Origin of the sequence: Pseudoalteromonas luteoviolacea, from assembly GCF_021654285.1 — a bacterium.
Taxonomy (GTDB): Bacteria; Pseudomonadota; Gammaproteobacteria; order Enterobacterales; family Alteromonadaceae; genus Pseudoalteromonas; species Pseudoalteromonas luteoviolacea_J.
Genome location: NZ_JAKFZS010000011.1, coordinates 118496 through 139947 on the forward strand (window position 1 = coordinate 118496; position 21452 = coordinate 139947).

Consider the following 21452-nt stretch of genomic DNA (forward strand, 5'->3'; position numbering starts at 1 on the left):
AGTTGATAAAAAGTATTTCATAACCCTTCATAATCACGCACTAGTATTCCTATGAAACCCACTAGTAATCATCATCAATATTTTACAAATAACTAAGTGCATCCATTTCATTTAGCAACAAAGTGCAATCCTCCTTTGACAACTGGTTATTACGCACCTACTCTAAATGCGTAATAAATAAAATAATCGATATCATTTGGTATGTGCGTCATATTTTACGCAATCAACTCAGGATCATTTCGCACACCTTCAATCACTTGAGTGATGTCCATCAGGTAAACATCTTCAATCAATGAAATCACATCATTCCAACGAGGATTATATTCATTATTTTCCCATCGCCTTAGAGTCCGCTCTTCAATACCATAACAAGCTGCTGATTCAGCCTGCGTATATCCCCTGCACTTTCTCGCATACTTTAATAACTGTGCACCTTTTGGCGTACGAATTAACTTAGATGGTTGGGGGCTTATATCAGCACTACTTTGAGCAGACACCAAGTGCTGAGATAAACGAGCTTTCATTTGGGTATTGAATGTAAGGTGTTTGGCCATGTTCACTTTCCTTATTTTTTTACGCAAGTGAGTACGTCTGCACCCAGAGGTGCCCTACTAACTGTTATAACTTACCGTAATTAATGCATACTGAACCATTAAAAGGCTCGAATGCGTAATTTTTTAATAAGTATAGATTAAAATACTACGCACCACAACCGTAATTGAATTTAATAATGCGTAAAAAATTGCATTGAGTTTACTTTTAAACCTCCCTATAATGTCTGACATGACGCTTAAACAAATGTGATATAGGAAATAGAACCCATTATGGACGGAGTAAGTTACCTCAATACCTTGGCTGAGAGAGTCGAGGAAGCGATTAAACCACATAGTATTAGGGCATTTGCGTCAAAAATTGATGTTTCTGAAGGTACACTGCGTCGTATTTTAAAAGGCGAAGATCCTAAACTGAGCATCATTGAACGAATAGCCAATGAAGCGCAGGTAAACCTATTATGGCTTATCACTGGCACAGAAAGTGGTGTAGAGGATGTTGAGTCATTACATCCAGTCGTAAAATTAGATGAATTTAATGATGCCTTTGCTTTAGTTCCTGGTTACCACGTATCTGTAAGTACAGGGCATGGTGCATTTAATGACCAAACTCAAGTTTCAAGACATCTCGCATTTCGAAAAAAGTGGCTTGAATACAAAAACCTTGAAAAAAGTAAACTAGCCGTTGTTTTTGCCAAAGGCGACTCTATGGAGCCCACCATTCATAACAACAATACAATTTTGGTCGACTTAAGTGACAAGAAACTCAGTGAAGGCCTAATTTATGTAGTTAGACTCGGGGAAGAGCTATACGCAAAGCGCTTGCAACAGTATCTAGACGGGTCAGTAAGGCTTATCAGCGACAACAAAGAATATGTTGAGCAAGTCGTAAAACCTGATGAAATGGAGCAACTTGAGATCATTGGGAAGGTGGTATGGATAGGAAAAGATCTCACTTAAATCTTTTCCTATGGGTTAATGTGTGGACTGTCAGCCCACACATATTTTAATTAGAGTTTTTGCCATGCACTGCTTTTACCTGGCTCATCACCTTTGGTCCACCATAATGCTTTGTAACGTGCACATGAGTTAGCAGCGTCACAATGATTCACTTCTGAACCTGCATTGTAAGCAACATCAATGTGCCATGGAAATTCAGCTTGAGTGATCAAAGTCCATGCGTCAGCAAAACGCGTTGGCTCCACACCAGAAACCCAGTATTTAGCTTCCCAAACAAGTGTTTGCTTTACTTCTTGATCAAAATGACTCACTCGATCGCCGGTGTTGTAAACCGCTTGAGCATCATAAGCTGGATGACCACCGGCGCCTTTTGGTGTAACTGTAACGATTACTGTATCAGTATAGTTATCAACACCATTGTCAGATACACTCAACTGGAATACCAATTGCTCTGCTTGTGATACTTGAGGCGCTGCAAAACTAGCTTGATTGGTATCTGAACCAGCCAGTACAACAGCTGTGCCAGAAACCTGAGACCATGTATATGTTAAAACATCACCATCTGCATCTGACGTTGCGCTACCATCTAACACGACACTCGCTGTTTCTGATTCAACTTGTTGATCTGCTCCAGCATTCACCACTGGTGGTGTGTTTACAACACTGTCGCGAACTGTGATCACAACTTCGTCACTGGTATTTCCGCCTTTGCCATCGCTGGCACTAAAACGTAAAGTTACCGTTGCTTCGCCTATCACATCAGGCGCGACAAATTCTAGGTTCAATGCACTGGTGACGCCTAAAGTAGCCGCAGGGCCTGACACTTGCTGCCATTGATAAGTAAGTGCGTCATTATCTGCGTCACTCGCTGAGGCAGCCAGTTTAACCACAGAACCTGATAACACACTTTGATCCGCGCCAGCATTCACAACAGGTGCACGATTAGAGCCGTCCACGAGAGGGTGACCAAGTGACTCGTGCATCCAGTTCAAAATATCGCCATTGTCAGTATCGATCTCCCAACCGAACATACCAGCTAGGCCTTCTTGGAATACAAGCTCACCTTTTGCCTTAATCGACTTTTGATCATCATAAGAGATCAGATCCCCCGTACTAGGTCGGTAGATATATGGTGCTTGCGCAACCGTATCATAGTGGTACTCCCAGTCAGGGTGTTTTGCCCACTGTGCGATATTGGCATACATCAAGGTACCAGGTTCTAGCTTAAATGCATCTGCCGGTGCTGAAGGACCAGTTGCTTTACCTTGCATATGGTGTGTACCAGGCGTATGTTCAACACCAGTCCAACCACGACCATACATGGCAATACCTGCGATCAACTTATTGCCAGGCACGCCTTGTGCTTTAAGTAAATCAATACCTGTCTTGAGATTGTACTGCGTGGTACGTACATCTGAAGGTTTAAAATCTGAGGGATATACTGCTGTTTGGTGACCTAGGCCTTCTAAATCCCATGCGCCGAAGTAGTCATAGGACATCATTAAAATGTAGTCCATATACTTAATCGCTTCGCCGTAATTCACTTTCTCAAGCTTATCAAAACCGACATTAATCGCAGAAGTAAGTTCATACTTACGACCTGTACGCGCTTCCTCTTCATCCAACATCGCACGAAGCTCTTTCATCAACTTAATGTACGTCGCACCATCACTTGGAGACCCTAAGTTCGGGTTTGCTGCCGCGACGCCTGGGAATTCCCAATCGATATCAATACCATCCCAGAACTGCCATGTTCTTAAATACTGACGGCAAGATTCAACAAATGTTTTACGCTTAGCATCGTCTGCCATAAAATAGAAAGGATCAGAGAGCGTCCAACCGCCGATAGATGGAATTATTTTCAGATCAGGATAACGCTGCTTAAGTGCCATCATCTGGCCATAGTTACCTTTTATCGCATCTTGGTTTACCTGATCGCCGACAGGCTTCATATACGCCGCCCAAGGATCAGGTGGCGCAAGTTCAAAATCGCTCAGACCGGCTGTAACACGTTGAAAGGTGTCATAACCTGTCGGGTTTTCCTTTTTGAACGACTCGTTAGGTCCGGCAATCGCAACAAACCCATAAAAAATATGCGTCAGGTTTTCCGCAGGGATATTATCGATGTAATAATCCATCCCTTCAACACGATACACAGACCATTCCGCGGCATATGCCGCGACCACTTTGCCTGTTGTATTAACATAAGAGCGGTTAGTCATCTCGATTGGAAAACGAGGATCGTTCACTTTCATCGGTAAAGGATCTAGGTGACTGCCCGCAGTGTCTGCCACCACAAGCACTTTATTATTGGTGCTGTCACTACAACCATCAATATTACACAGTTGAACCGTTAAGTTGAATTTACCGCCTTTGGTAAATGTTAATGTTTCTACACCCGATTGCGAGCTGCCGACTTCAGTTAATACACGACTGTGGACTACCTGACCATCAAGTAATACTTTAACTGTTTCACCAGCTTCCCCAGTCCACTTTGACCAAGGCACAGAAACATCAACACTTGGCGCAACCAAAACGTCTTTGTATGCAAGTGAATCTGTGATTGTAACTAAACTGTGTTTTTCAACCATCCATTCTACTTTTGGCGCGCCAGGGGCTGCTGCAAGCGTAGAAAGAGAGGTGAAAAAACCAGAGAGAAGCAACGCGTGCTTAACCCGGTTTAATGCCCTTTTGTTTGATGTTTTCATTTTATATCCTTCAACATGTTTTTATTGTTACGCAGGTTTATCGACCTGCTTTTTTAAACTTCAGCGGACCCTTACTTCCCCCTGAAGCGTATTCTCCTATCAAATACTGTCCGTCCTCGGACAGAGTCAACGTATGGACACCCTCTGTTGTCCATCCCGGAATTTGTTGCGTTACCTGAACCTTCACCGTAATAGTGTCTTTTTCACGTACACCATTGCCATGCTCTACAAACGGCGTCCCTTTAAATTCTAAATAATGCGCAGTAAACACTTCATTCCCTTGCTGCGAAACAATCAAGTGGCCATTGGCAAAATTGCTGTTGTTTACATCATGCCAAAGACCTGCAATACGTCGCTCAGATACCTGTTCATTTACGTTTATCGAAGAAGAGACAGCGCTGTCATCAGCGTTTGAATAAAAAGCACAATTTATTGTCAGAAGCACACATATCGAACGAAAAGCTTTGTACATTGCTATAGGCCCTCAAATTAAGTTAACAAAATCATTAATGTTATTAACACCAATGTACCTAATATAAAGTAAAACACAACCCGCTTTAGGAACTAGCAAATACCAACTACGCAGAACTTAAAGCATAACTCCATCCAACTTTCGCTTTTTATAAGCGCTATCAGGCTGAATTTATTACTTTTAAAAAAATCACATGAATTACACTCAATGTAATGAAATAGTAAAAATAATGGACTAAAGCGTATTAGCTATCTGTATTATCTTCCAAATACCTGCCGGATGAGCGATTAACTAACTCCTTATACATAACAAAATCAACTAAAGTACTTGTAACTTATACATGGGACTCTGCACTAATATTGATCAACTGAATTGAAAACGCGCTGACCACGGTCCACATTAGAAGATTAAAACCAGTGAATAAAAGGAAAGGTGATGACAAAGACTAACTATACACCAGAACGAGTTTGGCAATGGCAAGCAGGTAACGGCGGAAAATTTGCCAATATAAATCGCCCAACAGCAGGACACAGATTCGACAAGGCTCTGCCAATTGGCAAGCACCCGCTCCAACTTTATTCTTTAGCGACTCCTAATGGCGTTAAGGTCACCATTTTACTCGAAGAGCTACTTGAAAAAGGTATCGCAGGAGCAGAATACGATGCCTTTTTAATTGATATTATGGAAGGAGATCAATTCTCCTCTGGATTTTGTGATATTAACCCCAATTCAAAAATCCCTGCGCTCATTGATAACAATCAAACGCCATCTATTCGAGTATTTGAGTCTGGCGCAATCTTGTTATATCTGGCAGAAAAATTCTCTGAGTTTATTCCTAAATCTCTCGCGCTTCGAACCGAGTGCCTTAACTGGTTATTCTGGCAAATGGGATCAGCACCTATTTTAGGTGGTGGATTTGGGCACTTTTATGCTTATGCACCGGAAAAATTCCAATATCCCATAGACAGATATACCATGGAAGTAAAAAGACAGCTAGATGTGTTAAATAATCACCTACAGAACAATACTTATATGTGTGGCGATGAATATACCATTGCAGACATAGCTATTTGGCCTTGGTATGGGGTACTCGTGGAAGGCGGGCTGTATGAGGCGGCAGAGTTTTTAAATGTACAAGAATACGGTCACGTTCAGCGCTGGGCTAAATCAATTTCAAAACGACCTGCAGTCAAGCGCGGGCGAATGGTCAACCGTACATGGGGTGAGCCAAGTGAACAGCTTCGCCAAAGACACGACAGCAGCGATTTCGAATTAAACACCCAAGACAAGCTCAACCAGTAATACAAGCACTATTAGCCCCTTTTGTGGGGCTTCATTTGATGTTATCACTGCGCTTGATGTTTAGACATAAACTCACCCATCCTCTCTTGTAACTCTGCTTCAGTTAAGTCTTCGATATGAGTTGCAATTGTCCAAACATGTCCAAACGGGTCTTCTAATGTGCCCGCCCTATCACCATAAAACTGATCTTCAACAGCTCTGATCTCTTTTGCCCCCATTGCCAAAGCTTGTGAGAAAACAAAGTCGACATCTTCTACATAATGCATCAAAGAAACCGAAGTTCCCCCCAATTGCTTTGGCCCCTTGAAATGCATATCAGGGCATTCATCACTGATCATGATATGCGAGTCGCCAATTTTCAGCTCAGCATGTGCAATTAATCCACCCGGCATGTTTAGCTGCATAACCAATGACGCATTAAATACTTTTTGATAAAAATGAATGGCATCAGCGCCACCTTGTACAATTAAATAAGGCGTGATCGCATGATACCCTTCGGGAATTCCCTTAACCGCCATAATTGTTGCTCCTAAGCCATGTATGTGAAACTAAAACTAGCCTAATATTTGTAAAGCACAACTTTGCCCTGAACTTCCCTCGTAACACGGATAAAAATATGACACTTTTATTCCGTCAAAAAAACGCTAAACTATGCGTTTTTATCGCATCTCAGGGTCATTATGCAGCGCAAAAAATTAGTTAACCAACTCACAGAATTACTCAAACCTTTTCAAATAAGTGACTTTTGCCCCAATGGTTTGCAGGTTGAAGGTAAATCAGAAATCAAAAAGATTATTACCGGTGTTACCGCCAGCCAAGCGCTGATAGATATTGCAATAAAAAAACAAGCCGATGCCATCTTAGTGCACCATGGCTATTTTTGGAAAGGTGAAGACCAACCAATTACAGGTATGAAAAAGCGTCGCATCCAAAGTTTACTTGCACACGACATTAATTTACTGGCTTATCACCTGCCTCTTGATGTGCACCCAGAGCTTGGCAACAATGCACAACTTGGTCAGCTCCTAGACCTGATTGTAGAGCGCCCACTGGAGCCGTGGAATAAGAACAGTGTCGCTGTTAAAGGAAAGCTAAAAACCCCGATGACAGTCGATGAGTTTGCGCAGTTAATAGAACATAAGTTAGATAGACCACCACTGGTAAATCAAGCTGGTGAGCACAAGATTGAAACGATTGCGTGGTGCACAGGCGGCGGTCAAAGCTTTATTGATCTAGCGGCAAGTCAAGGCATTGATGCCTACCTAACAGGTGAAGCATCAGAGCAAACTATCCATAGCTCTAATGAGCAAGGCATTCACTTTTTTGCCGCTGGACACCATGCAACAGAACGTTACGGTGTTAAAGCCTTAGGAGAATACTTGGCTGACAAATACGACCTTGATGTTGAATTTGTCGATATTAATAACCCGGTATAAGCCAACATGGCGAAAAAGCAACGTAAACCTAGCCCACAAGATCGTCACTTTTGTGATATCGCTGGCAAGTTTAAGAATAATATCTACGGTACAACCAAAGGAAAAATTCGTGAAGCTGTCCTCAAGCGTGATTTAGACGAGCTATTGAATCAACACTTTACAGATAAAGCCCTCAGGATACTGGATGTTGGTGGAGGTCAAGGCCAACTTGCGCTTTACCTTGCCAAGCGAGGTCATCACGTGACTTTATTGGATGTATCTGAGCCTATGTTAGAACTTGCTAAAGAACGAGCTCAAAATGAAAACCTTATCAATGAGATGAGCTTCATTCATGCTCAGTTACAAGATATCCCGGCACTTGACCTTGGACAGTTTGATTTAGTGCTTTGTCATGCCGTTTTAGAATGGATAGTTGAGCAGCAACACGCATTAACCATATTAAAAAATTGCTTAAAGCCTGATGGCGTATTATCTCTGATGTACTTCAATAAGGCAGCGCAACGTTTAGCCAACATGGTCTATGGTAACTTTGATTACGTAGCAAGCGGTTTGAAGGTTAAACAAAAAGTTGGACTTAGTCCAAATCAGCCACTAGAAAGTGAGCAGGTTGAACTTTGGTTAACCGAGCTTTCTCTCAAAACGATGAGTAAAACGGGCGTACGTTGTTTTCACGATTATTTACGCGAGCTGCAAAAAGCAGAAAACCAATTTGAAGCACTTTTAGCGCTTGAATTGCAATACAACAAAACAGAGCCATATGCATCAATAGGAAGGTATACGCATCTGCTGTTACAAGCATAAAAGAAAACGGCCTTAACATCTGCAGCACCCACCACGGTACTAATGTTAAGGCCAAGACATTTGCTGTAAGAGAGCAGCAACTAAACATTGACATAGTTGCATGAATTTGTCCCTTGAATCGCTTTGAAACAAGTTGAAAAGCAGATAAATCAAATATTTAACTTTTTAGATTAAATTTTTTCATCACTAAAGTGCAGCAATACATAATTGTAGAGCTCTTGCTTTTTAGTAGCGACTCCCTGGCCACCTGCCGATATGATCACTTCTTTTTGCTTATCAGACTCAACCCAGGTATAGACATAAAATGGGGTTTCATCTCCCACAGCACGCATCGCTCTGAGCAGTTTCAATCCTGCTAAAGGTTCACCATCGCGTCCCATATCTGAAATAACGACCGAATATTCGTACATGCTCAATAATAGCAGTGCCTCTTGTGTGGAGGTCGTATTGTAAACGCCTATCTTTTTCTTAAGAAAATACCCTTGCTCTTTTGTATTGTTTTTAGGGTTATCATCGACCCACAGTATTCTCCCTTTGGCATCAACGGGTTCACTGGCCTTAAAGCTCGTAGTTTGTTCATGTACAAAGCCGTGGTTAATCACTAGCCATATGCATACGCAACACATCAACAAAGTAACACCTATCCAAAACTTTAGATGCGCTCCATCAGAATTATGCTCTGCGCGTAGTATTGCTAACTCAAGCTGAGCGGTGTCATTTGCACTGCGAATTGTGACTTCAGGATTAAACTTGTAGCCCTGCCCTCGCACAGTAAAAATCACATCTTGTTTTACACCTAATCTTCGTAACAAACTTCGTGTATCTGAAATCAAGCGAGGCAGCGACCATGGGGAGACGACTGAATCAGGCCATAAGTAGGCAACCAGCTCTTCCTGAGAGCAAACTTTAGGGTGGGTATCAATTAAATAAGCAAGTAGCTTAAAAGTGCGATCTTCAAGTACCGCCTTTTTCCCATCTACTTCGAAGCTTTGACTTCGAGTGTTTAACACTGCATTAGAAAACTGATATTCCATATCTTCATGATTTCCAATTAATTAACTAATAATCAAAAGAATTCATAGACTATACCAAAGTCCTCAACAGAGCTAGTCTTTCAAGCTAGTAATAATGTCTAATGGAATGTACCTAAATACACACTTTCTTTGTCTGATTAGCTGAACACATTTAGTCCATTTATCATACGTAAACAGTGTGCATACAGGCTTTCAATCGGGCTGTTAGCGGCAAACATCATATATTAACTGGTTAGCTAGACTCGCTATGATACTCGCGTCCTTTTGAGCTTGAGAAAATGTCCTAAGTCCATAAATGCCAACAATTAAACTTTGTGCACGCTGCTCAGGTAATCGCTCCCCAGTTATAACACCTTCTTTTTCTGCTTGCATAAAAATGTCTTTCATAAAACTTTGCCACATGACGCACTGCTGGCTCAAAACAGCTTGTGCCTGCGCATCTGTTTGTGCAATTTCATTAATGGCTTTTTGGCTTAAGCAAGATTGAGTGGGATCGCCACTAATACACTCAGCAACAATACTATCTAAGTATGCTTGTAAACCACTTAATGCGCCGTTTTGCTCATGAAAAATAGCACGTAACTCTTCGCTTCTATCCAAGTTGTACTGTTCTAACGACGCAAGTAATAATCCTTTTTTATTCTCAAATGCACAGTAAATCGAACCTGGATGCAGCCCTGTGGCACGCTTTAAGTCTTGCATACTGGTTTTATTATAGCCTTTTTCCATAAATGCATTCATAGCGGCTCTTAGAACAGTTTCTCTATCAAACTCTGCGCTTCTCATTGATAACTCCACGTGGGGATTTAAAGGTATATTAAACAATTTTGAACAAATGTTCAAAAACACTCTTGAATGATCGTTCAAATAAAGCTATCTTGAATAAACATTCAAAATAAAGAGAACCACAACCCATGACAGACATCTTATTTCAGCCCTATAAATTAAACGCCGCAATCTCGTTAAAAAACCGCGTATTAATGGCGCCCTTAACACGCTGTATGGCAGACGATGCACTCGTCCCTACGGATGATATGGCAGCATATTATGCAAGACGAGCTGATGCTGGATTGATTATTTCTGAAGCGACTATTATCCGACCTGATGGCCAAGGCTATCCGAATACGCCAGGGTTATTTACTCCTGAGCAAATCATTGGATGGAGAAAGGTCACTGATGCTGTGCACAAGAACGGTGGTAAGATTTTTGCGCAGCTATGGCATACAGGCCGCACGGCACACCCCTACTTTTATGATGGAGACACCGTCATAGCGCCCAGTGATCGAGGTCTTGAGGGAACAGTCCCACGTATGAGAGAGCTTAGTTATCAAGTGCCAACTCCTGCTACCGTTGAGCAAATCAAGCAACTGGTTGATGACTACGCTCAGGCAGCTGCCAACGCGATAGATGCTGGCTTTGATGGTGTTGAGATCCATGGTGCGAATGGTTATCTCATCGACCAATTTTTGCATTATGATAGCAATACCCGAACTGACCAATACGGCGAAACTCCAAAAAATATGAGCCGATTTGCTTTGGAAGTCGTCGATGCCATTGCAGCACGTATCGGTCATGAAAAAACAGCCTTACGCCTATCTCCAGGTGCATATTTCAACATGGCTGCAGACGCACGCGACAAAGCTGTGTTTGACTATTTATTACCTGAATTGGAAAAACGCGATTTAGCCTTTTTACATATTGGGATATTCGATGATGACATGACGTTCGAGCATCTTGGTGGCCGAGCTTCTGATTATGTTAGAGCAAGATATCAAAAAACATTGGTCGGTGTGGGTGGATTTACCCCAGAAACAGGGGCTACAGCAATAGAGACCGACCGCTTTGACTTACTCGCAATTGGCAGGCCATTTATTGCCAACCCAGATTACATGTCCAAAGTGAAGAATCAGCAAGCTTTAACCGAATACAATGAAGAAATGCTAGCAACTCTCATATAATACTTTGACTATCGGGGTTACTACTTTACCAGTGGTAGCCCCTGCGACTTCCAGCCCAAAATGTCTCCCTCTAGGTGGAACAATGTAAAGCCGCGTTTAAATAAAGTGTTTTCAAAAATTTGCGCCCTCCTGCCAGAGCGGCAATAGACAACTAATGTTTGATCTTTTAGCTCATTAAGAAGAAATGACTGTGCTTCAATTTGGTCATAAGGAATATTGATTGCACCTTTAATATGACCATCAGCGTATTCTTCAACAGTACGCACATCGATAATCGTATATGGAGCATCTGACATTTGATTAATTAACAACTCTGCTGCTTTGACAACTTGAACATTAGCACTGACCACTGCACTAAAACACAGTGAAGAAACCAACACTATTTTTATTATAAATGCCTCAATAAACCGTCCAGAACTCAACATCAACAAACTCCTTAAAAAATTTTGAAAAATCGCATTACCAAAATAGCCTACCTTAGAAATCATGAAAAGACGATTTATGTACCATTGAACAAATCTTTTTTTAAAAAAAACACCAACCCCAAAAAAACATTAACCATCTAATTTTTAAAAGAAAATAAAACGCTTATTGAATTAATTAGCGTCTACTATCCTTTAGTCTAATACCGAAAATCCCAATACCTACTATTACTTACTGCACGCGCGATTGGACAATTGGTTAGACAACTCACCTTGTTAAATTTTGAGTTTTTAGTCTAATCTAAAATTGGATATTGAGCAGTATGGCAGGGATTTAAGTAATACGTGCCTAAATCAAATACAAAATCATGAGTATTTGTCTTTTATATTAAACAAATTAGTTATTAATTCGTCACATTAGACATGAACAATAACGTTAGTTTTAACCCGTCACTGAATACAACCACTTCAGTGATACGTGGCTTAGTTGTTCAGTTGTTTTGCCACTTAATGTTCGGAACAGCACATTATGGAAAATAAAAAAATAGCAGTAGTAACAGGCGCTTTAGGTGGAATCGGTACAGCCATTACCCAAAAGCTCGTAGAAAATAATTACTTTGTTATTGCAGTCGCAAGCCCAAGACGTAACGAGGCAGACTTTGATACTTGGTGTAATGAATCAAATATCAACCCGAAATATGTTTCACCATTATTTTTAGATGTGACTGACGCACAAGCATGCACTGATAGCCTTGAGTCAGTTATTGATAATCACGGGAAAATTGACGTTTTGGTTAATAATGCAGGTATTACTCGTGATGCTTCATTTAAGAAAATGAACGCGCAGCAATGGCACGATGTCATTGATACAAATTTAAATTCTATGTTCAATATGACTCAACCTCTTTTTGCACACATGTGTAGCAATAAGTCGGGTCGTATTATCAACATCTCTAGCGTCAATGGTCAAAAAGGACAATTTGGCCAAGCAAACTACGCGGCAGCCAAAGCAGGTATGATTGGCTTTAGTAAATCTCTTGCCTATGAAGGCGCAAGAGCAGGTGTCACCGTGAATGTTGTTGCACCTGGTTATACAGAAACCCCTATGGTTGCAAAAATGCGTGAAGACGTATTAGAAAGCATCAAGGCGCAAGTACCGATGCAACGACTAGCGACACCATTAGAAGTTGCAGAAACAGTGAGCTTTTTAGCCTCTGATGGTGCAGCGTATATTACTGGTGAAACGCTTGCCTTAAACGGCGGCCTGTATATGAACTAAGAACTCAACGATACCATTTAGAAAAGGCAACTTTTCTGTAGTAGATGGGTATTGCATTTTTAAACGGATTATCTCTCAATAGGAAGCAAGCCATGTACAACGACTTTTTTAAATCAATCACTGATCAAAGCGAAAAATTCTTCTCACCTGCAATTCAGTTCAACCAACTAGTTGCAAAAAATATCGAGCAACTAGCGAAAATTCAGCTAGATGCTGCGCATTCATTTACAGAGACATCTGTAGAGCAACTTAAAACTGCCGCTGAAGTAAAAGACGTTAAGTCTTTCATTGACTTCAATGCAAGCCAGCTAAGTGCAGTGAACAAGCTGAGTCAGCAGCTTATCGAAGATGGTCAAAAGTTAACTCAATTAGGTCAAGAGTTTAAAGATAACCTAGAGACTATCTCGAACGAGACTGTTAAAGCGGCAAAAGTATAATGCGCCAATATCAGCCTAGTGGAATTCAATTTTTCTAGGCTGATCTACCTTATTCACATGCAATACCACTGACAAGCTTATATTTGGTCATCACGATCTGTGAGTATGAGTATTAGAGAATATATGTGCCAATAAACAACGTCGACTCACACTCTCGTTAAAAAGTTTGTACAGCACATGCAGCGCATCTTTTAAAGCAATAACTCGTCTGTCACATCTCCGACTAGGAAGCATAAAATGGATACCGACAATAAAGATTTTACTCAGACCATGACCGCTTGGTGGCAGTATAATCAAGATCTCTACAGTATTTTTTCGCAAAACCTTTTTAATAACAGCCCGGTTCAAAAAGCGCTCAACGAACAAAGCGCGGAAGACTTTGGCCAATGGGCAAAAGAAATTACTAAGCAACCAGAACTATTCGCAAAACAACAAATTAACTGGTGGCAAGAACAATTAAAAATTGTTCAACAAACTTGGGAACAAAGCCTCAATGCATCAAGCGAAGAGGTAATTTCAACTGAGCGCGGTGACAAAAGATTTCTTGCCGACGAATGGCAAGATAACCCTTGGTTTAGCTATATCAAGCAAAGTTATTTACTTTTTGGCCAGTCATTACTTGACTCAATTCGCCAAACTCCTGGCTTAGATGAAAAATTAAAAGAAAGACTCGAATTCTTTGCAAGACAAGTTATAAACTCTATTTCTCCGAGTAATTTTATTACGACTAATCCAGAGCTTTTAAAATTAACCATTGAGTCTGAAGGTCAAAACCTCATAAATGGACTTGAACTATTTAAAAAAGACATGGCTAAAAGCGGTGATATGCTGAGGATCAGCATGACCAATGAAAACGCTTATGAGCTGGGAAAAGATCTGGCCACAACACCTGGTAGAGTCGTTTTTAAAAACCATTTATTTGAATTAATTCAATACACTGCGACAACTAAGCAAGTGCACAAAACACCATTGCTTTTTGTACCGCCCTACGTCAACAAATACTATATTTTAGATTTAAAAGAAGAAAACTCATACGTTAAATGGGCCGTTGATAACGGCCATACCGTGTTTATGATTTCTTGGAAAAACCCAGATCCAAGCATGGCAGAGGTTGGATTTGAAGATTATGTCGTCGATGGTGTGATTGCCGCTTTGGATGAAATAGAAAAGCAAACTGGTGAAGCTTATGTCAATGCCATAGGATATTGCATCGCTGGTACGCTGGTGGCAACAGCCATGGCATACTTTACATCTAAACGCATGAAGCAAAAAATTAAGAGCGCGACTTTGCTAACAACCCTACTAGACTTCTCACAACCAGGTGAACTAGGTGTCTTTGTTAATGAAGGAACTATATCTGCGCTAGAGGCCTACAACCTGCAAAATGGTGTTATGCATGGTCACCTGTTAGGCGTCTCGTTTAGCATGTTAAGAGAAAATAGCCTGTATTGGAATTATTATGTGAATAATTACCTCAAAGGCCAGCCACCAATGGACTTAGATCTGCTGTACTGGAATGGAGATAGCACCAACCTTACAGCTAAGTGTCATAACTTTATGCTGCGAGATTTATATTTAGAAAACAGGTTAATCGCCACAAAAGAAGTTGAAGTCCGAGGCACAAAGATCGATTTAGCCAAGGTCAAACAGCCTATCTACGCGTTATCAACCCGAGATGACCATATTGCACTGTGGCAAGCAACGTTCAAAGGCTTTCAATACACCAGTTCAAAAACAACTTTTGTACTTGGCGAATCTGGCCATATTGCCGGTGTTATTAACCCACCAAAAGCTAACAAATATGGCTTTTGGTCAGGCCCGGCACCACAGGGGGGTGCCAATGCTTGGCTTGAAAAAGCGGACCATACTAAGGGCTCTTGGTGGAATCATTGGGGTAAATGGATAACCCAATTTACTGATGAAAAAGTCCCGGCACGCGCTGTAAAAACGAAGGCAAACCCAGGTATTTACGACGCCCCAGGCGAATATGTAAAAGCTAGACTTTAACCATACGAGTAGGTAAAGGCACGGGTCTTTGCCTACCTCACTGCGACCTGCTTTGTATAACGATTTAGTATCTTAATAATCTGATTTTCTGAAATATATGGAAAATCCCGTCTCGATTTATAGCGCTTATAAAGCGGCATAAACATGTTATTCTCGGCTAGCATATCAAAATATGACAGGAACACTGTGGCGCTTTGGCTGACATTTATAGTTTTATTATCCCGGCAACAGGTCTGGTAACGCGCGAGCAATTTAACCATGTTGCAATCGGCACACTTGGATTGTAATTCAAGTTCAGCTTCAATAAAAAAAGCAACGCCACTCCAATATACACGCTGATAGGCTTTCAACTGCCACATGTTATTGGATATCTGCGATAATTGTCCAGCAAACTGCTTAGTCGCAAGCTCACCACGTTCGAGCCCTGCTTTAATTCTTTCGACAAAATCACGATTTGAAATAATGTCACCTTTGAGCATAATCACATTTTGTAAGTAAGTGGCAAGTCCTTCAGCCAACCAACTATCATGATTATCTAACCGTGGATGATATAAATGCGCTAATTCATGATATAACGTCCAATCGGCTGTTAGAGCACTAAGCGAAGCATGTTCATCAATATACAACTTGATACTATCTGGTTCACCACGCAATATTTCCCCCCAAGGTACAGGCTCCTTCGCATGCTTCATGTAATAAACAGATACAGGAATTACATTATTTGGAAGCTCACCAAGTGCTGATACCGTCTTATCAATTCCATGATGGATCCACTCTGGAACTGCTTCAACATGGGGAGCTGTAGGTGAAGTATTGTGCCACGTGATCACGGCCGAACTGCCCAAAGCAAACAAACTTGAGCTAAAAAAACAGAGTAACCACGTAGCAAAGTGCATAGACACTCAATAGAAGTAAGGAAATCGGAACTCCAATTATAGTGCTAGTTGCAGTCCTGCGTAGGATGCCTCGGTGTGCGAGCCCTTCTTAATAGTAAAGTGCTTTCCACCGAATCTGACACGACCACGTTTGCGCTCAATGATCTGCTCAGCAAGGCTTTTGTCATTAACTAAGTCGACAAACTGTTTGCGAGCACGGTGGATCTGTATATTGATATGGCTTTCACTAATGCCTAAGTCTTTTGACAACTGTGAAACACTGACCCAACCGCGTTCATTTTCTTCTTCGACTGCTGCCTCATCTCTTGCTTTATAACGGGCTAATAAGGCAGTTAAATAGTGATGAGTCCTAACATCAAAATCAAGTGATGCGCCGTTATGATTGACTTTTAGCTCAGTTATTTCTTCGTCTAGGCTAATATCAAATACAAACTCTAAACTGGACTGATGCGCCTTATCAATTGGCATAGTCGCTTCTTGAGATGCTGCTTCAACTTGGAACAAATACCAAAGTTCATTAGCAACACACAGATTGTCACTGTCAGTCAAAGGCACAATTTTGCCCGAGGCCAAGTGCTCGTAGCACCAACATAACTTTTCATTGTCGTAAAAAACAACCAACTCAGGGTCAGTTTCTGATGGCAAGAAGTGGTATTTCTCTAGCGGTATCACTTCATCTGGTTGCTCATTACATGACGGAATTAATAAATCTTTTGGTGGAGCAATAGAATCGACGACAAATGTTTGAGGATGCATCTCAGAAAAGGTAATTTCATCATCCACTTTAAGATGTATCGCTTGGTTGTAAGCTATGCGCTGACCATTTAGCCACACGCCATTTTTACTGAGATCTCGGAGCTCCCAATCCTCACCATTATGCTCTATCACAGCATGGATACGAGAGATTTCTACGCCACTAACATGAGTATCTACAGAATAAGTCAACCTACCAAAGCGATGGAACGCCTTTAAGTAGATAACATCTGAACAATCCTTTACTTTAAGCTTAGCCATGGGGTCACCTATTCCTCTATTAATACTCTATGTTGCAAGGACAAGTAAGCGCTTAATCACAGCGCTTTTCCTTGCCTATAGTGTAACTCTAAAGCACAGACAAATAAATTACGCTTCATTACAGCATGGTAGCTGTGTGTAAAACCGCGCTTTTCCCCGTAATCGGCTAACCATTCCCACTGGTAATATCGACCATAGTTGCCTAAAGTTATCAATGACTGCCTTCAATTTAACTATTACACTATTTATGATGCGTCCCATGCTTTCCCTGCTTGTTGTTATGCTTTTGGCCTATGGTGCGCTTTTGCCCTTAAATTCACATGCCACTATAAAACCACGTGTAACAATCTTAGTTGACGATAGCTACCCACCCTACTCTTATGAAAGTAACGGTTATTTATATGGCATTTATATTGAGCAAGTGAGACTCGCTGCGAGGCGATTATCCAATCATTATCAGGTGATATTAGAGCCTATTCCTTGGAAGCGTGGTGTTGCAGCTATGGAAAATGGTGAAGCCTTTGCACTGTTACCACCCTATATTCATAAAGATAAGCGGCCTTATATCTGGCCCTACTCAGTACCGCTGGGAGAAGAAGCCGTTGTTGCTTTTTGCAATCCAGGGATCACACTCAATAATATACTGGACAGATCCACTCAAAAGCCCCCAATCAATATTGGCATCAATGCCGGCTTTTTAATTCTGGATAAAGAGCTTAGGTTAGCAAGAAAAAAAGGCTTAATTAAAATATGGGAAAACAAAGATACCCTGACGAATATCAAAAAACTATCTAAGTTTCGTTTAGATTGCTATGTCAATGACAGATTGTCGACATTAATGGGCTTTGAATCCGTCAAAAAAGAACGAGACGACATAAATGTTAGGCAGTTTAGCGAAGATAGAGTCGTTTTAAGCCGCACTGCACATATTGGCTACACGAGAGACAATGGCAGTAAATATCCATTTAAATATGATTTTATAAAAAAGATGGATGAAGCGCTGCTTAATGTCCAGAAACAAATGCGCGAATAACAAAGTAGAAGTGCCAAGAGCACACTTGCTCAACTTGGCACTTTTCATCTGCACTTAATAGCTTTAACGCATCCACACTTTAATTTCAGCTAAACCATTAGACTGAAGTAGTTGCAATTGAGATTCTACATTCTGGCTTTGCTCAAATTCAAACGCATCCAACTCGTCATCAAAAGCCACGGTTGCTGCGCCATCACCACCGCTGCGCTTAACTTGGTGCAACGCAATATCCGCAAGGTTGACTGAGGCTTCCCATCCAATAACGTGTCCGCCTAACATTTGTAGTGGGTAGAACGACCAACCAACAGAGACTGTCATTTTTGTAGATTTGCCATTAGGCAAAGTAAAATCAAACTCTCCAATTGCCTTACAAAGATCTTTAACATACTGATCCACATCAGAACACTGAAAATCTCGCAGTAAAAGTAAGAACTCATCACCACTCCAACGCGCAACATAATCAGAGCCTTGCGTGCGAGTATTTAATAAAGTCGCTAATTGTTGTAAGCAACTGTCCCCGCCAATCGGTCCATTTGCATCGTTAATTTTACTGAACTTATCAATATTCAAAATCATCAATACAAGACTTTTACCTTGCTCTTTCAATGAGTGTGCGTTGCGCTGATAATGTTCAATATCTTTAGGCAATTGGTCAAATAAAAATCGTCTGCTTTTCAATCCGGTAAGTTCGTCTGAATGACTCACAAGCTTTAATTGTGTATTCACTTTATTGAGCTTTTCATTGGCTTTTCTAAGTTCAGTGGTACGCTCTGTAACCAGTTCCTCTAAAGCAGCTTGCTTCCGTCTTTCCTGCGCTCTAAACACCCAAAACACGAGATAGAATAAAAAGATAAAACCACAAGTAATAATAAGCCTAAAAAATACGGTTTCATCAAAACGGCGCGGCAACGTCAATTTGACCGCTTTCGAATGGGCTTCTTGCCAATCTTCTCCACGACGTTTTACTTCTAAGCGAAACGTAAACTCACCCGGTGGTAAATTAGTATAAATGGCTTCACGTCTTGCAAGTGCATCTCGCCACTGATCATCATGACCTTCAAGCCTATATCTAAACTCAATACTTTGCGGTGCATAGAAGTCAATGGCTGTGTAACGAATGGTTAAGTCTCGCTCATTGGTATCCAAAACGATACTTTCTACAATTTTGTTTGGCGTGAGCTCTCTAATTGGTGTGGTGATCCCTTCAAAGCGAGGCTCAAGTTCACTGTCGCTGAACAGCTTAACGCTTTTCGGAATTCTAACTACACCTTGTAGACTTGGGTACAATAAGACATCATCCACTTCAACAACTGAGTCATGGCCAAGGCCAGTACAACATTGACTGGGCATCCCATCTAATTGCCTATCGAACGGGTTGATAACTTGTTCCACTTTTAAATTTTCAATCTCTTGCGTAAATTGCTCTATTGACATGCGATAAACACCTTTCATAGAGCTGACCCAGATAAAGTTTTGCTCTTTGTCATAGTGCAAAGACAGAATAGGACCATAAGGTAAGCCATGAGAGGCATCTAATTGAAACCAATCACCAGACTCGGTGCGATAATATAATCCGTCGTAAAATGACCCCACCAAAGTGGTGTAGTTTTCAACATGCAATATACTGGTCACATAGGCAGTTTCTAACGACGTTTGACCACCTATTTTTTCAATACCGCGCTCATTGTATTTATACGCACCTTTATCAGTACCTATAAAACCATAACGGGGGAAATCGACAATATAAGTTACAAATTGACTCCCCAAAAACGCATTATATGTAAACGGCGTGAGTCCATTATAGTCAAGGCGATATAACCCACGACCTGTACCTATCCACAGCCCACCTTGATTGGATGGACTAATGGTAAATACTTGAGTTTGACGAAATTCTCGATTTGGAATAGCGAGTAATTGACCATTATCATATATCACGACACCACGGCCAGTGCCTAAATATAGGCGGCCATCTAAAAACTCCATGTCATGTACTTCAACACCCTTTAGTTGCGCTGGCGTAATAATTGGCTGGTAGTTATCATCTTGGTCCAGCATGCCAACCCCTTCTCGGGTAGCCACCCAAACATTACCTCGAGGCCCCATGGTCATTGCGGAGATTGCTTGTTTACCTCGAAGACCCGCTTGAAAGCGTTCAACGCGACCTGAATGAGCAAGCCATAAGCCTTCATTGATACTCGCAAGCCAAACGTTATTACTCTTATCTATGAATAGGTCGGTAAACCAAATACCCTGATCAAGTTGTACTAAATCTACTGATTGCCACTCACCGCCACTCTCTTTATACAACAAACGGCCATAGGTAGAGACCCACATCCCCCCTTGTTCATCACTCAGAAATTTGTAGACCGCGCTATTACCTATCTCATCAAAACGTCTTAATACTTCGTCAAAGTCAAGGAAAAATGCACCTAATTGAGATGCAAGAAAAAGCTTGCCATCAACCCAAGCTAAGTCATGAATATTGGTCTGTGCAAGCTGACGTGGCAAAGATATTTTGCTCGATAACTCTAACCGCATACCGTTAGACCCAACGAACTGTGCTTCGCCTATACGTAAAAGATGGCGCTCATTGACAACCCAAATACCATCAGGGGATGGCGCCATTTTTGTTACTGAGCCAACAATCTGGCTAATATGAGTGAGTGATAATTTACTATCGTCTAAGTTGTTTTTATCCAACATTAAACGTTTTGCAGAAATATAGTAAAGCCCATTTGCAGCGACCCAAATATTGCCATTATTATCTTCGATAATATCTTTGACATCGGCTTGAATTTTGAACTTCTGCGCCTTCATAGTTTGGGGATCTATACGCAATACACCTCGGCGTGTACCTACCCAAAGCATGCCGAAGCGATCAACAACCAGCTTATTGATCGCATTACTGACTAAAAAGTTGGTGTTTTGAGTGTTAAAGTTGACGAATTGATGCCCATCAAATCTGCTCAGACCAAATTGAGTACCTAGCCAAATATAACCTTGTTGATCTTGCACCACACTTTTGATGCTTTGTGATGGTAAGTCATTTTGCATGTTCCACTGTTTTACGACGTAATCGTTAATAGCGGCATTCACATTGAATGTCACTAGCATGATTAACAGTAGAAAAAATGTGCGCATA

General features: G+C 41.2%; 19 protein-coding genes. 9 read left to right on the top strand and 10 right to left on the bottom strand.

The features are described 5' to 3' along the window. Nucleotides 1-215 precede the first annotated feature (215 nt). Nucleotides 216-554 (bottom strand): helix-turn-helix transcriptional regulator, encoded by a 339-nt coding sequence (locus L1077_RS12420; RefSeq protein WP_237137133.1) that lies wholly within the window; start codon nucleotides 552-554, stop codon nucleotides 216-218. Between the two features lie 270 nt (nucleotides 555-824). Here L1077_RS12420 and L1077_RS12425 point away from each other — a divergent pair, with 270 nt between their 5' ends. Beyond that, nucleotides 825-1511 carry an XRE family transcriptional regulator gene (locus tag L1077_RS12425; protein WP_063361840.1) on the top strand — a complete coding sequence of 229 codons (687 nt, stop codon included), beginning with the start codon at nucleotides 825-827 and terminating at the stop codon, nucleotides 1509-1511. Between the two features lie 50 nt (nucleotides 1512-1561). Here L1077_RS12425 and L1077_RS12430 read toward each other — a convergent pair whose 3' ends face one another. Continuing rightward, complete coding sequence (locus tag L1077_RS12430) at nucleotides 1562-4219, bottom strand: glycosyl hydrolase family 18 protein (protein WP_237137134.1); 2658 nt, start codon at nucleotides 4217-4219, stop codon at nucleotides 1562-1564. A 37-nt stretch (nucleotides 4220-4256) separates the two neighbouring features. Continuing rightward, the gene (locus L1077_RS12435; protein ID WP_237137135.1) at nucleotides 4257-4691 is read right to left on the bottom strand and encodes a hypothetical protein; all 435 of its coding nucleotides are present in this window, start codon (nucleotides 4689-4691) and stop codon (nucleotides 4257-4259) included. A gap of 435 nt (nucleotides 4692-5126) precedes the next feature. Between L1077_RS12435 and yghU the strand changes: the two genes are divergently transcribed. Continuing rightward, entirely contained in the window at nucleotides 5127-5993 is an 867-nt protein-coding gene (yghU, locus tag L1077_RS12440) for a glutathione-dependent disulfide-bond oxidoreductase (RefSeq protein ID WP_237137136.1), read from the top strand. Nucleotides 5994-6037: 44 nt separating this feature from the next. On the opposite strand, the gene L1077_RS12445 is transcribed toward yghU, so the two are convergent. Next, nucleotides 6038-6511, bottom strand: a complete 474-nt coding sequence (locus L1077_RS12445) for a VOC family protein (protein ID WP_237137137.1) — start codon at nucleotides 6509-6511, stop codon at nucleotides 6038-6040. Nucleotides 6512-6673: 162 nt separating this feature from the next. Here L1077_RS12445 and L1077_RS12450 point away from each other — a divergent pair, with 162 nt between their 5' ends. Further along, nucleotides 6674-7429 carry a Nif3-like dinuclear metal center hexameric protein gene (locus tag L1077_RS12450; protein WP_237137138.1) on the top strand — a complete coding sequence of 252 codons (756 nt, stop codon included), beginning with the start codon at nucleotides 6674-6676 and terminating at the stop codon, nucleotides 7427-7429. Nucleotides 7430-7435: 6 nt separating this feature from the next. Continuing rightward, nucleotides 7436-8230 carry a methyltransferase domain-containing protein gene (locus L1077_RS12455; RefSeq protein ID WP_237137139.1) on the top strand — a complete coding sequence of 265 codons (795 nt, stop codon included), beginning with the start codon at nucleotides 7436-7438 and terminating at the stop codon, nucleotides 8228-8230. A 170-nt stretch (nucleotides 8231-8400) separates the two neighbouring features. Here the strand turns inward: L1077_RS12455 and L1077_RS12460 are convergent, their stop codons facing one another. Next, nucleotides 8401-9264, bottom strand: coding sequence for a winged helix-turn-helix domain-containing protein (locus L1077_RS12460; RefSeq protein ID WP_237137140.1), 864 nt, complete (start codon nucleotides 9262-9264; stop codon nucleotides 8401-8403). A 204-nt stretch (nucleotides 9265-9468) separates the two neighbouring features. Continuing rightward, entirely contained in the window at nucleotides 9469-10050 is a 582-nt protein-coding gene (locus L1077_RS12465; protein WP_237137141.1) for a TetR/AcrR family transcriptional regulator, read from the bottom strand. Nucleotides 10051-10178: 128 nt separating this feature from the next. Here L1077_RS12465 and L1077_RS12470 point away from each other — a divergent pair, with 128 nt between their 5' ends. After that, a complete protein-coding gene (locus L1077_RS12470) occupies nucleotides 10179-11222 on the top strand; it encodes an alkene reductase (protein WP_237137142.1) in 1044 nt (347 codons plus the stop codon). Nucleotides 11223-11242: 20 nt separating this feature from the next. On the opposite strand, the gene L1077_RS12475 is transcribed toward L1077_RS12470, so the two are convergent. Further along, nucleotides 11243-11647, bottom strand: a complete 405-nt coding sequence (locus L1077_RS12475) for a rhodanese-like domain-containing protein (RefSeq protein ID WP_237137143.1) — start codon at nucleotides 11645-11647, stop codon at nucleotides 11243-11245. A 526-nt stretch (nucleotides 11648-12173) separates the two neighbouring features. Here L1077_RS12475 and L1077_RS12480 point away from each other — a divergent pair. The 3 genes from L1077_RS12480 to phaC all read left to right on the top strand — a co-directional run bounded on the left by L1077_RS12480 (nucleotide 12174) and on the right by phaC (nucleotide 15367). Further along, the gene (locus L1077_RS12480; RefSeq protein WP_063361851.1) at nucleotides 12174-12923 is read left to right on the top strand and encodes an SDR family oxidoreductase; all 750 of its coding nucleotides are present in this window, start codon (nucleotides 12174-12176) and stop codon (nucleotides 12921-12923) included. 92 nt (nucleotides 12924-13015) lie between these two features. Further along, nucleotides 13016-13360 carry a phasin family protein gene (locus L1077_RS12485; RefSeq protein ID WP_063361852.1) on the top strand — a complete coding sequence of 115 codons (345 nt, stop codon included), beginning with the start codon at nucleotides 13016-13018 and terminating at the stop codon, nucleotides 13358-13360. A gap of 237 nt (nucleotides 13361-13597) precedes the next feature. Next, entirely contained in the window at nucleotides 13598-15367 is a 1770-nt protein-coding gene (phaC, locus tag L1077_RS12490) for a class I poly(R)-hydroxyalkanoic acid synthase (RefSeq protein WP_237137144.1), read from the top strand. A 32-nt stretch (nucleotides 15368-15399) separates the two neighbouring features. Here the strand turns inward: phaC and L1077_RS12495 are convergent, their stop codons facing one another. Together L1077_RS12495 and L1077_RS12500 are read right to left on the bottom strand one after the other, a co-directional pair. Further along, nucleotides 15400-16263 (bottom strand): M61 family metallopeptidase, encoded by an 864-nt coding sequence (locus tag L1077_RS12495; RefSeq protein WP_237137145.1) that lies wholly within the window; start codon nucleotides 16261-16263, stop codon nucleotides 15400-15402. Nucleotides 16264-16299: 36 nt separating this feature from the next. Next, nucleotides 16300-17277: an FHA domain-containing protein gene (locus tag L1077_RS12500; RefSeq protein WP_237137146.1), complete on the bottom strand. Its 978-nt coding sequence runs from the start codon at nucleotides 17275-17277 to the stop codon at nucleotides 16300-16302. Nucleotides 17278-17581: 304 nt separating this feature from the next. On the opposite strand from L1077_RS12500, the gene L1077_RS12505 reads away from it, so the two are divergent. Beyond that, entirely contained in the window at nucleotides 17582-18310 is a 729-nt protein-coding gene (locus L1077_RS12505; RefSeq protein ID WP_237137147.1) for a transporter substrate-binding domain-containing protein, read from the top strand. A gap of 63 nt (nucleotides 18311-18373) precedes the next feature. Here the strand turns inward: L1077_RS12505 and L1077_RS12510 are convergent, their stop codons facing one another. After that, nucleotides 18374-21451 carry a ligand-binding sensor domain-containing diguanylate cyclase gene (locus tag L1077_RS12510; RefSeq protein WP_237137148.1) on the bottom strand — a complete coding sequence of 1026 codons (3078 nt, stop codon included), beginning with the start codon at nucleotides 21449-21451 and terminating at the stop codon, nucleotides 18374-18376. Nucleotide 21452 lies beyond the last annotated feature (1 nt).

Bases quoted from the DNA above. Each gene is read 5' to 3' on its own strand.
- yghU (WP_237137136.1), top strand. From the start codon at position 5,127: ATGACAAAGACTAACTATACACCAGAACGAGTTTGGCAATGGCAAGCA.
- L1077_RS12435 (WP_237137135.1), bottom strand. From the start codon at position 4,691: ATGTACAAAGCTTTTCGTTCGATATGTGTGCTTCTGACAATAAATTGT.
- L1077_RS12475 (WP_237137143.1), bottom strand. From the start codon at position 11,647: ATGTTGAGTTCTGGACGGTTTATTGAGGCATTTATAATAAAAATAGTG.
- L1077_RS12500 (WP_237137146.1), bottom strand. From the start codon at position 17,277: ATGGCTAAGCTTAAAGTAAAGGATTGTTCAGATGTTATCTACTTAAAG.
- L1077_RS12485 (WP_063361852.1), top strand. From the start codon at position 13,016: ATGTACAACGACTTTTTTAAATCAATCACTGATCAAAGCGAAAAATTC.
- L1077_RS12495 (WP_237137145.1), bottom strand. From the start codon at position 16,263: ATGCACTTTGCTACGTGGTTACTCTGTTTTTTTAGCTCAAGTTTGTTT.
- L1077_RS12460 (WP_237137140.1), bottom strand. From the start codon at position 9,264: ATGGAATATCAGTTTTCTAATGCAGTGTTAAACACTCGAAGTCAAAGC.
- phaC (WP_237137144.1), top strand. From the start codon at position 13,598: ATGGATACCGACAATAAAGATTTTACTCAGACCATGACCGCTTGGTGG.
- L1077_RS12455 (WP_237137139.1), top strand. From the start codon at position 7,436: ATGGCGAAAAAGCAACGTAAACCTAGCCCACAAGATCGTCACTTTTGT.
- L1077_RS12420 (WP_237137133.1), bottom strand. From the start codon at position 554: ATGGCCAAACACCTTACATTCAATACCCAAATGAAAGCTCGTTTATCT.
- L1077_RS12445 (WP_237137137.1), bottom strand. From the start codon at position 6,511: ATGGCGGTTAAGGGAATTCCCGAAGGGTATCATGCGATCACGCCTTAT.
- L1077_RS12450 (WP_237137138.1), top strand. From the start codon at position 6,674: ATGCAGCGCAAAAAATTAGTTAACCAACTCACAGAATTACTCAAACCT.
- L1077_RS12510 (WP_237137148.1), bottom strand. From the start codon at position 21,451: ATGCGCACATTTTTTCTACTGTTAATCATGCTAGTGACATTCAATGTG.
- L1077_RS12465 (WP_237137141.1), bottom strand. From the start codon at position 10,050: ATGAGAAGCGCAGAGTTTGATAGAGAAACTGTTCTAAGAGCCGCTATG.
- L1077_RS12425 (WP_063361840.1), top strand. From the start codon at position 825: ATGGACGGAGTAAGTTACCTCAATACCTTGGCTGAGAGAGTCGAGGAA.
- L1077_RS12470 (WP_237137142.1), top strand. From the start codon at position 10,179: ATGACAGACATCTTATTTCAGCCCTATAAATTAAACGCCGCAATCTCG.
- L1077_RS12430 (WP_237137134.1), bottom strand. From the start codon at position 4,219: ATGAAAACATCAAACAAAAGGGCATTAAACCGGGTTAAGCACGCGTTG.
- L1077_RS12480 (WP_063361851.1), top strand. From the start codon at position 12,174: ATGGAAAATAAAAAAATAGCAGTAGTAACAGGCGCTTTAGGTGGAATC.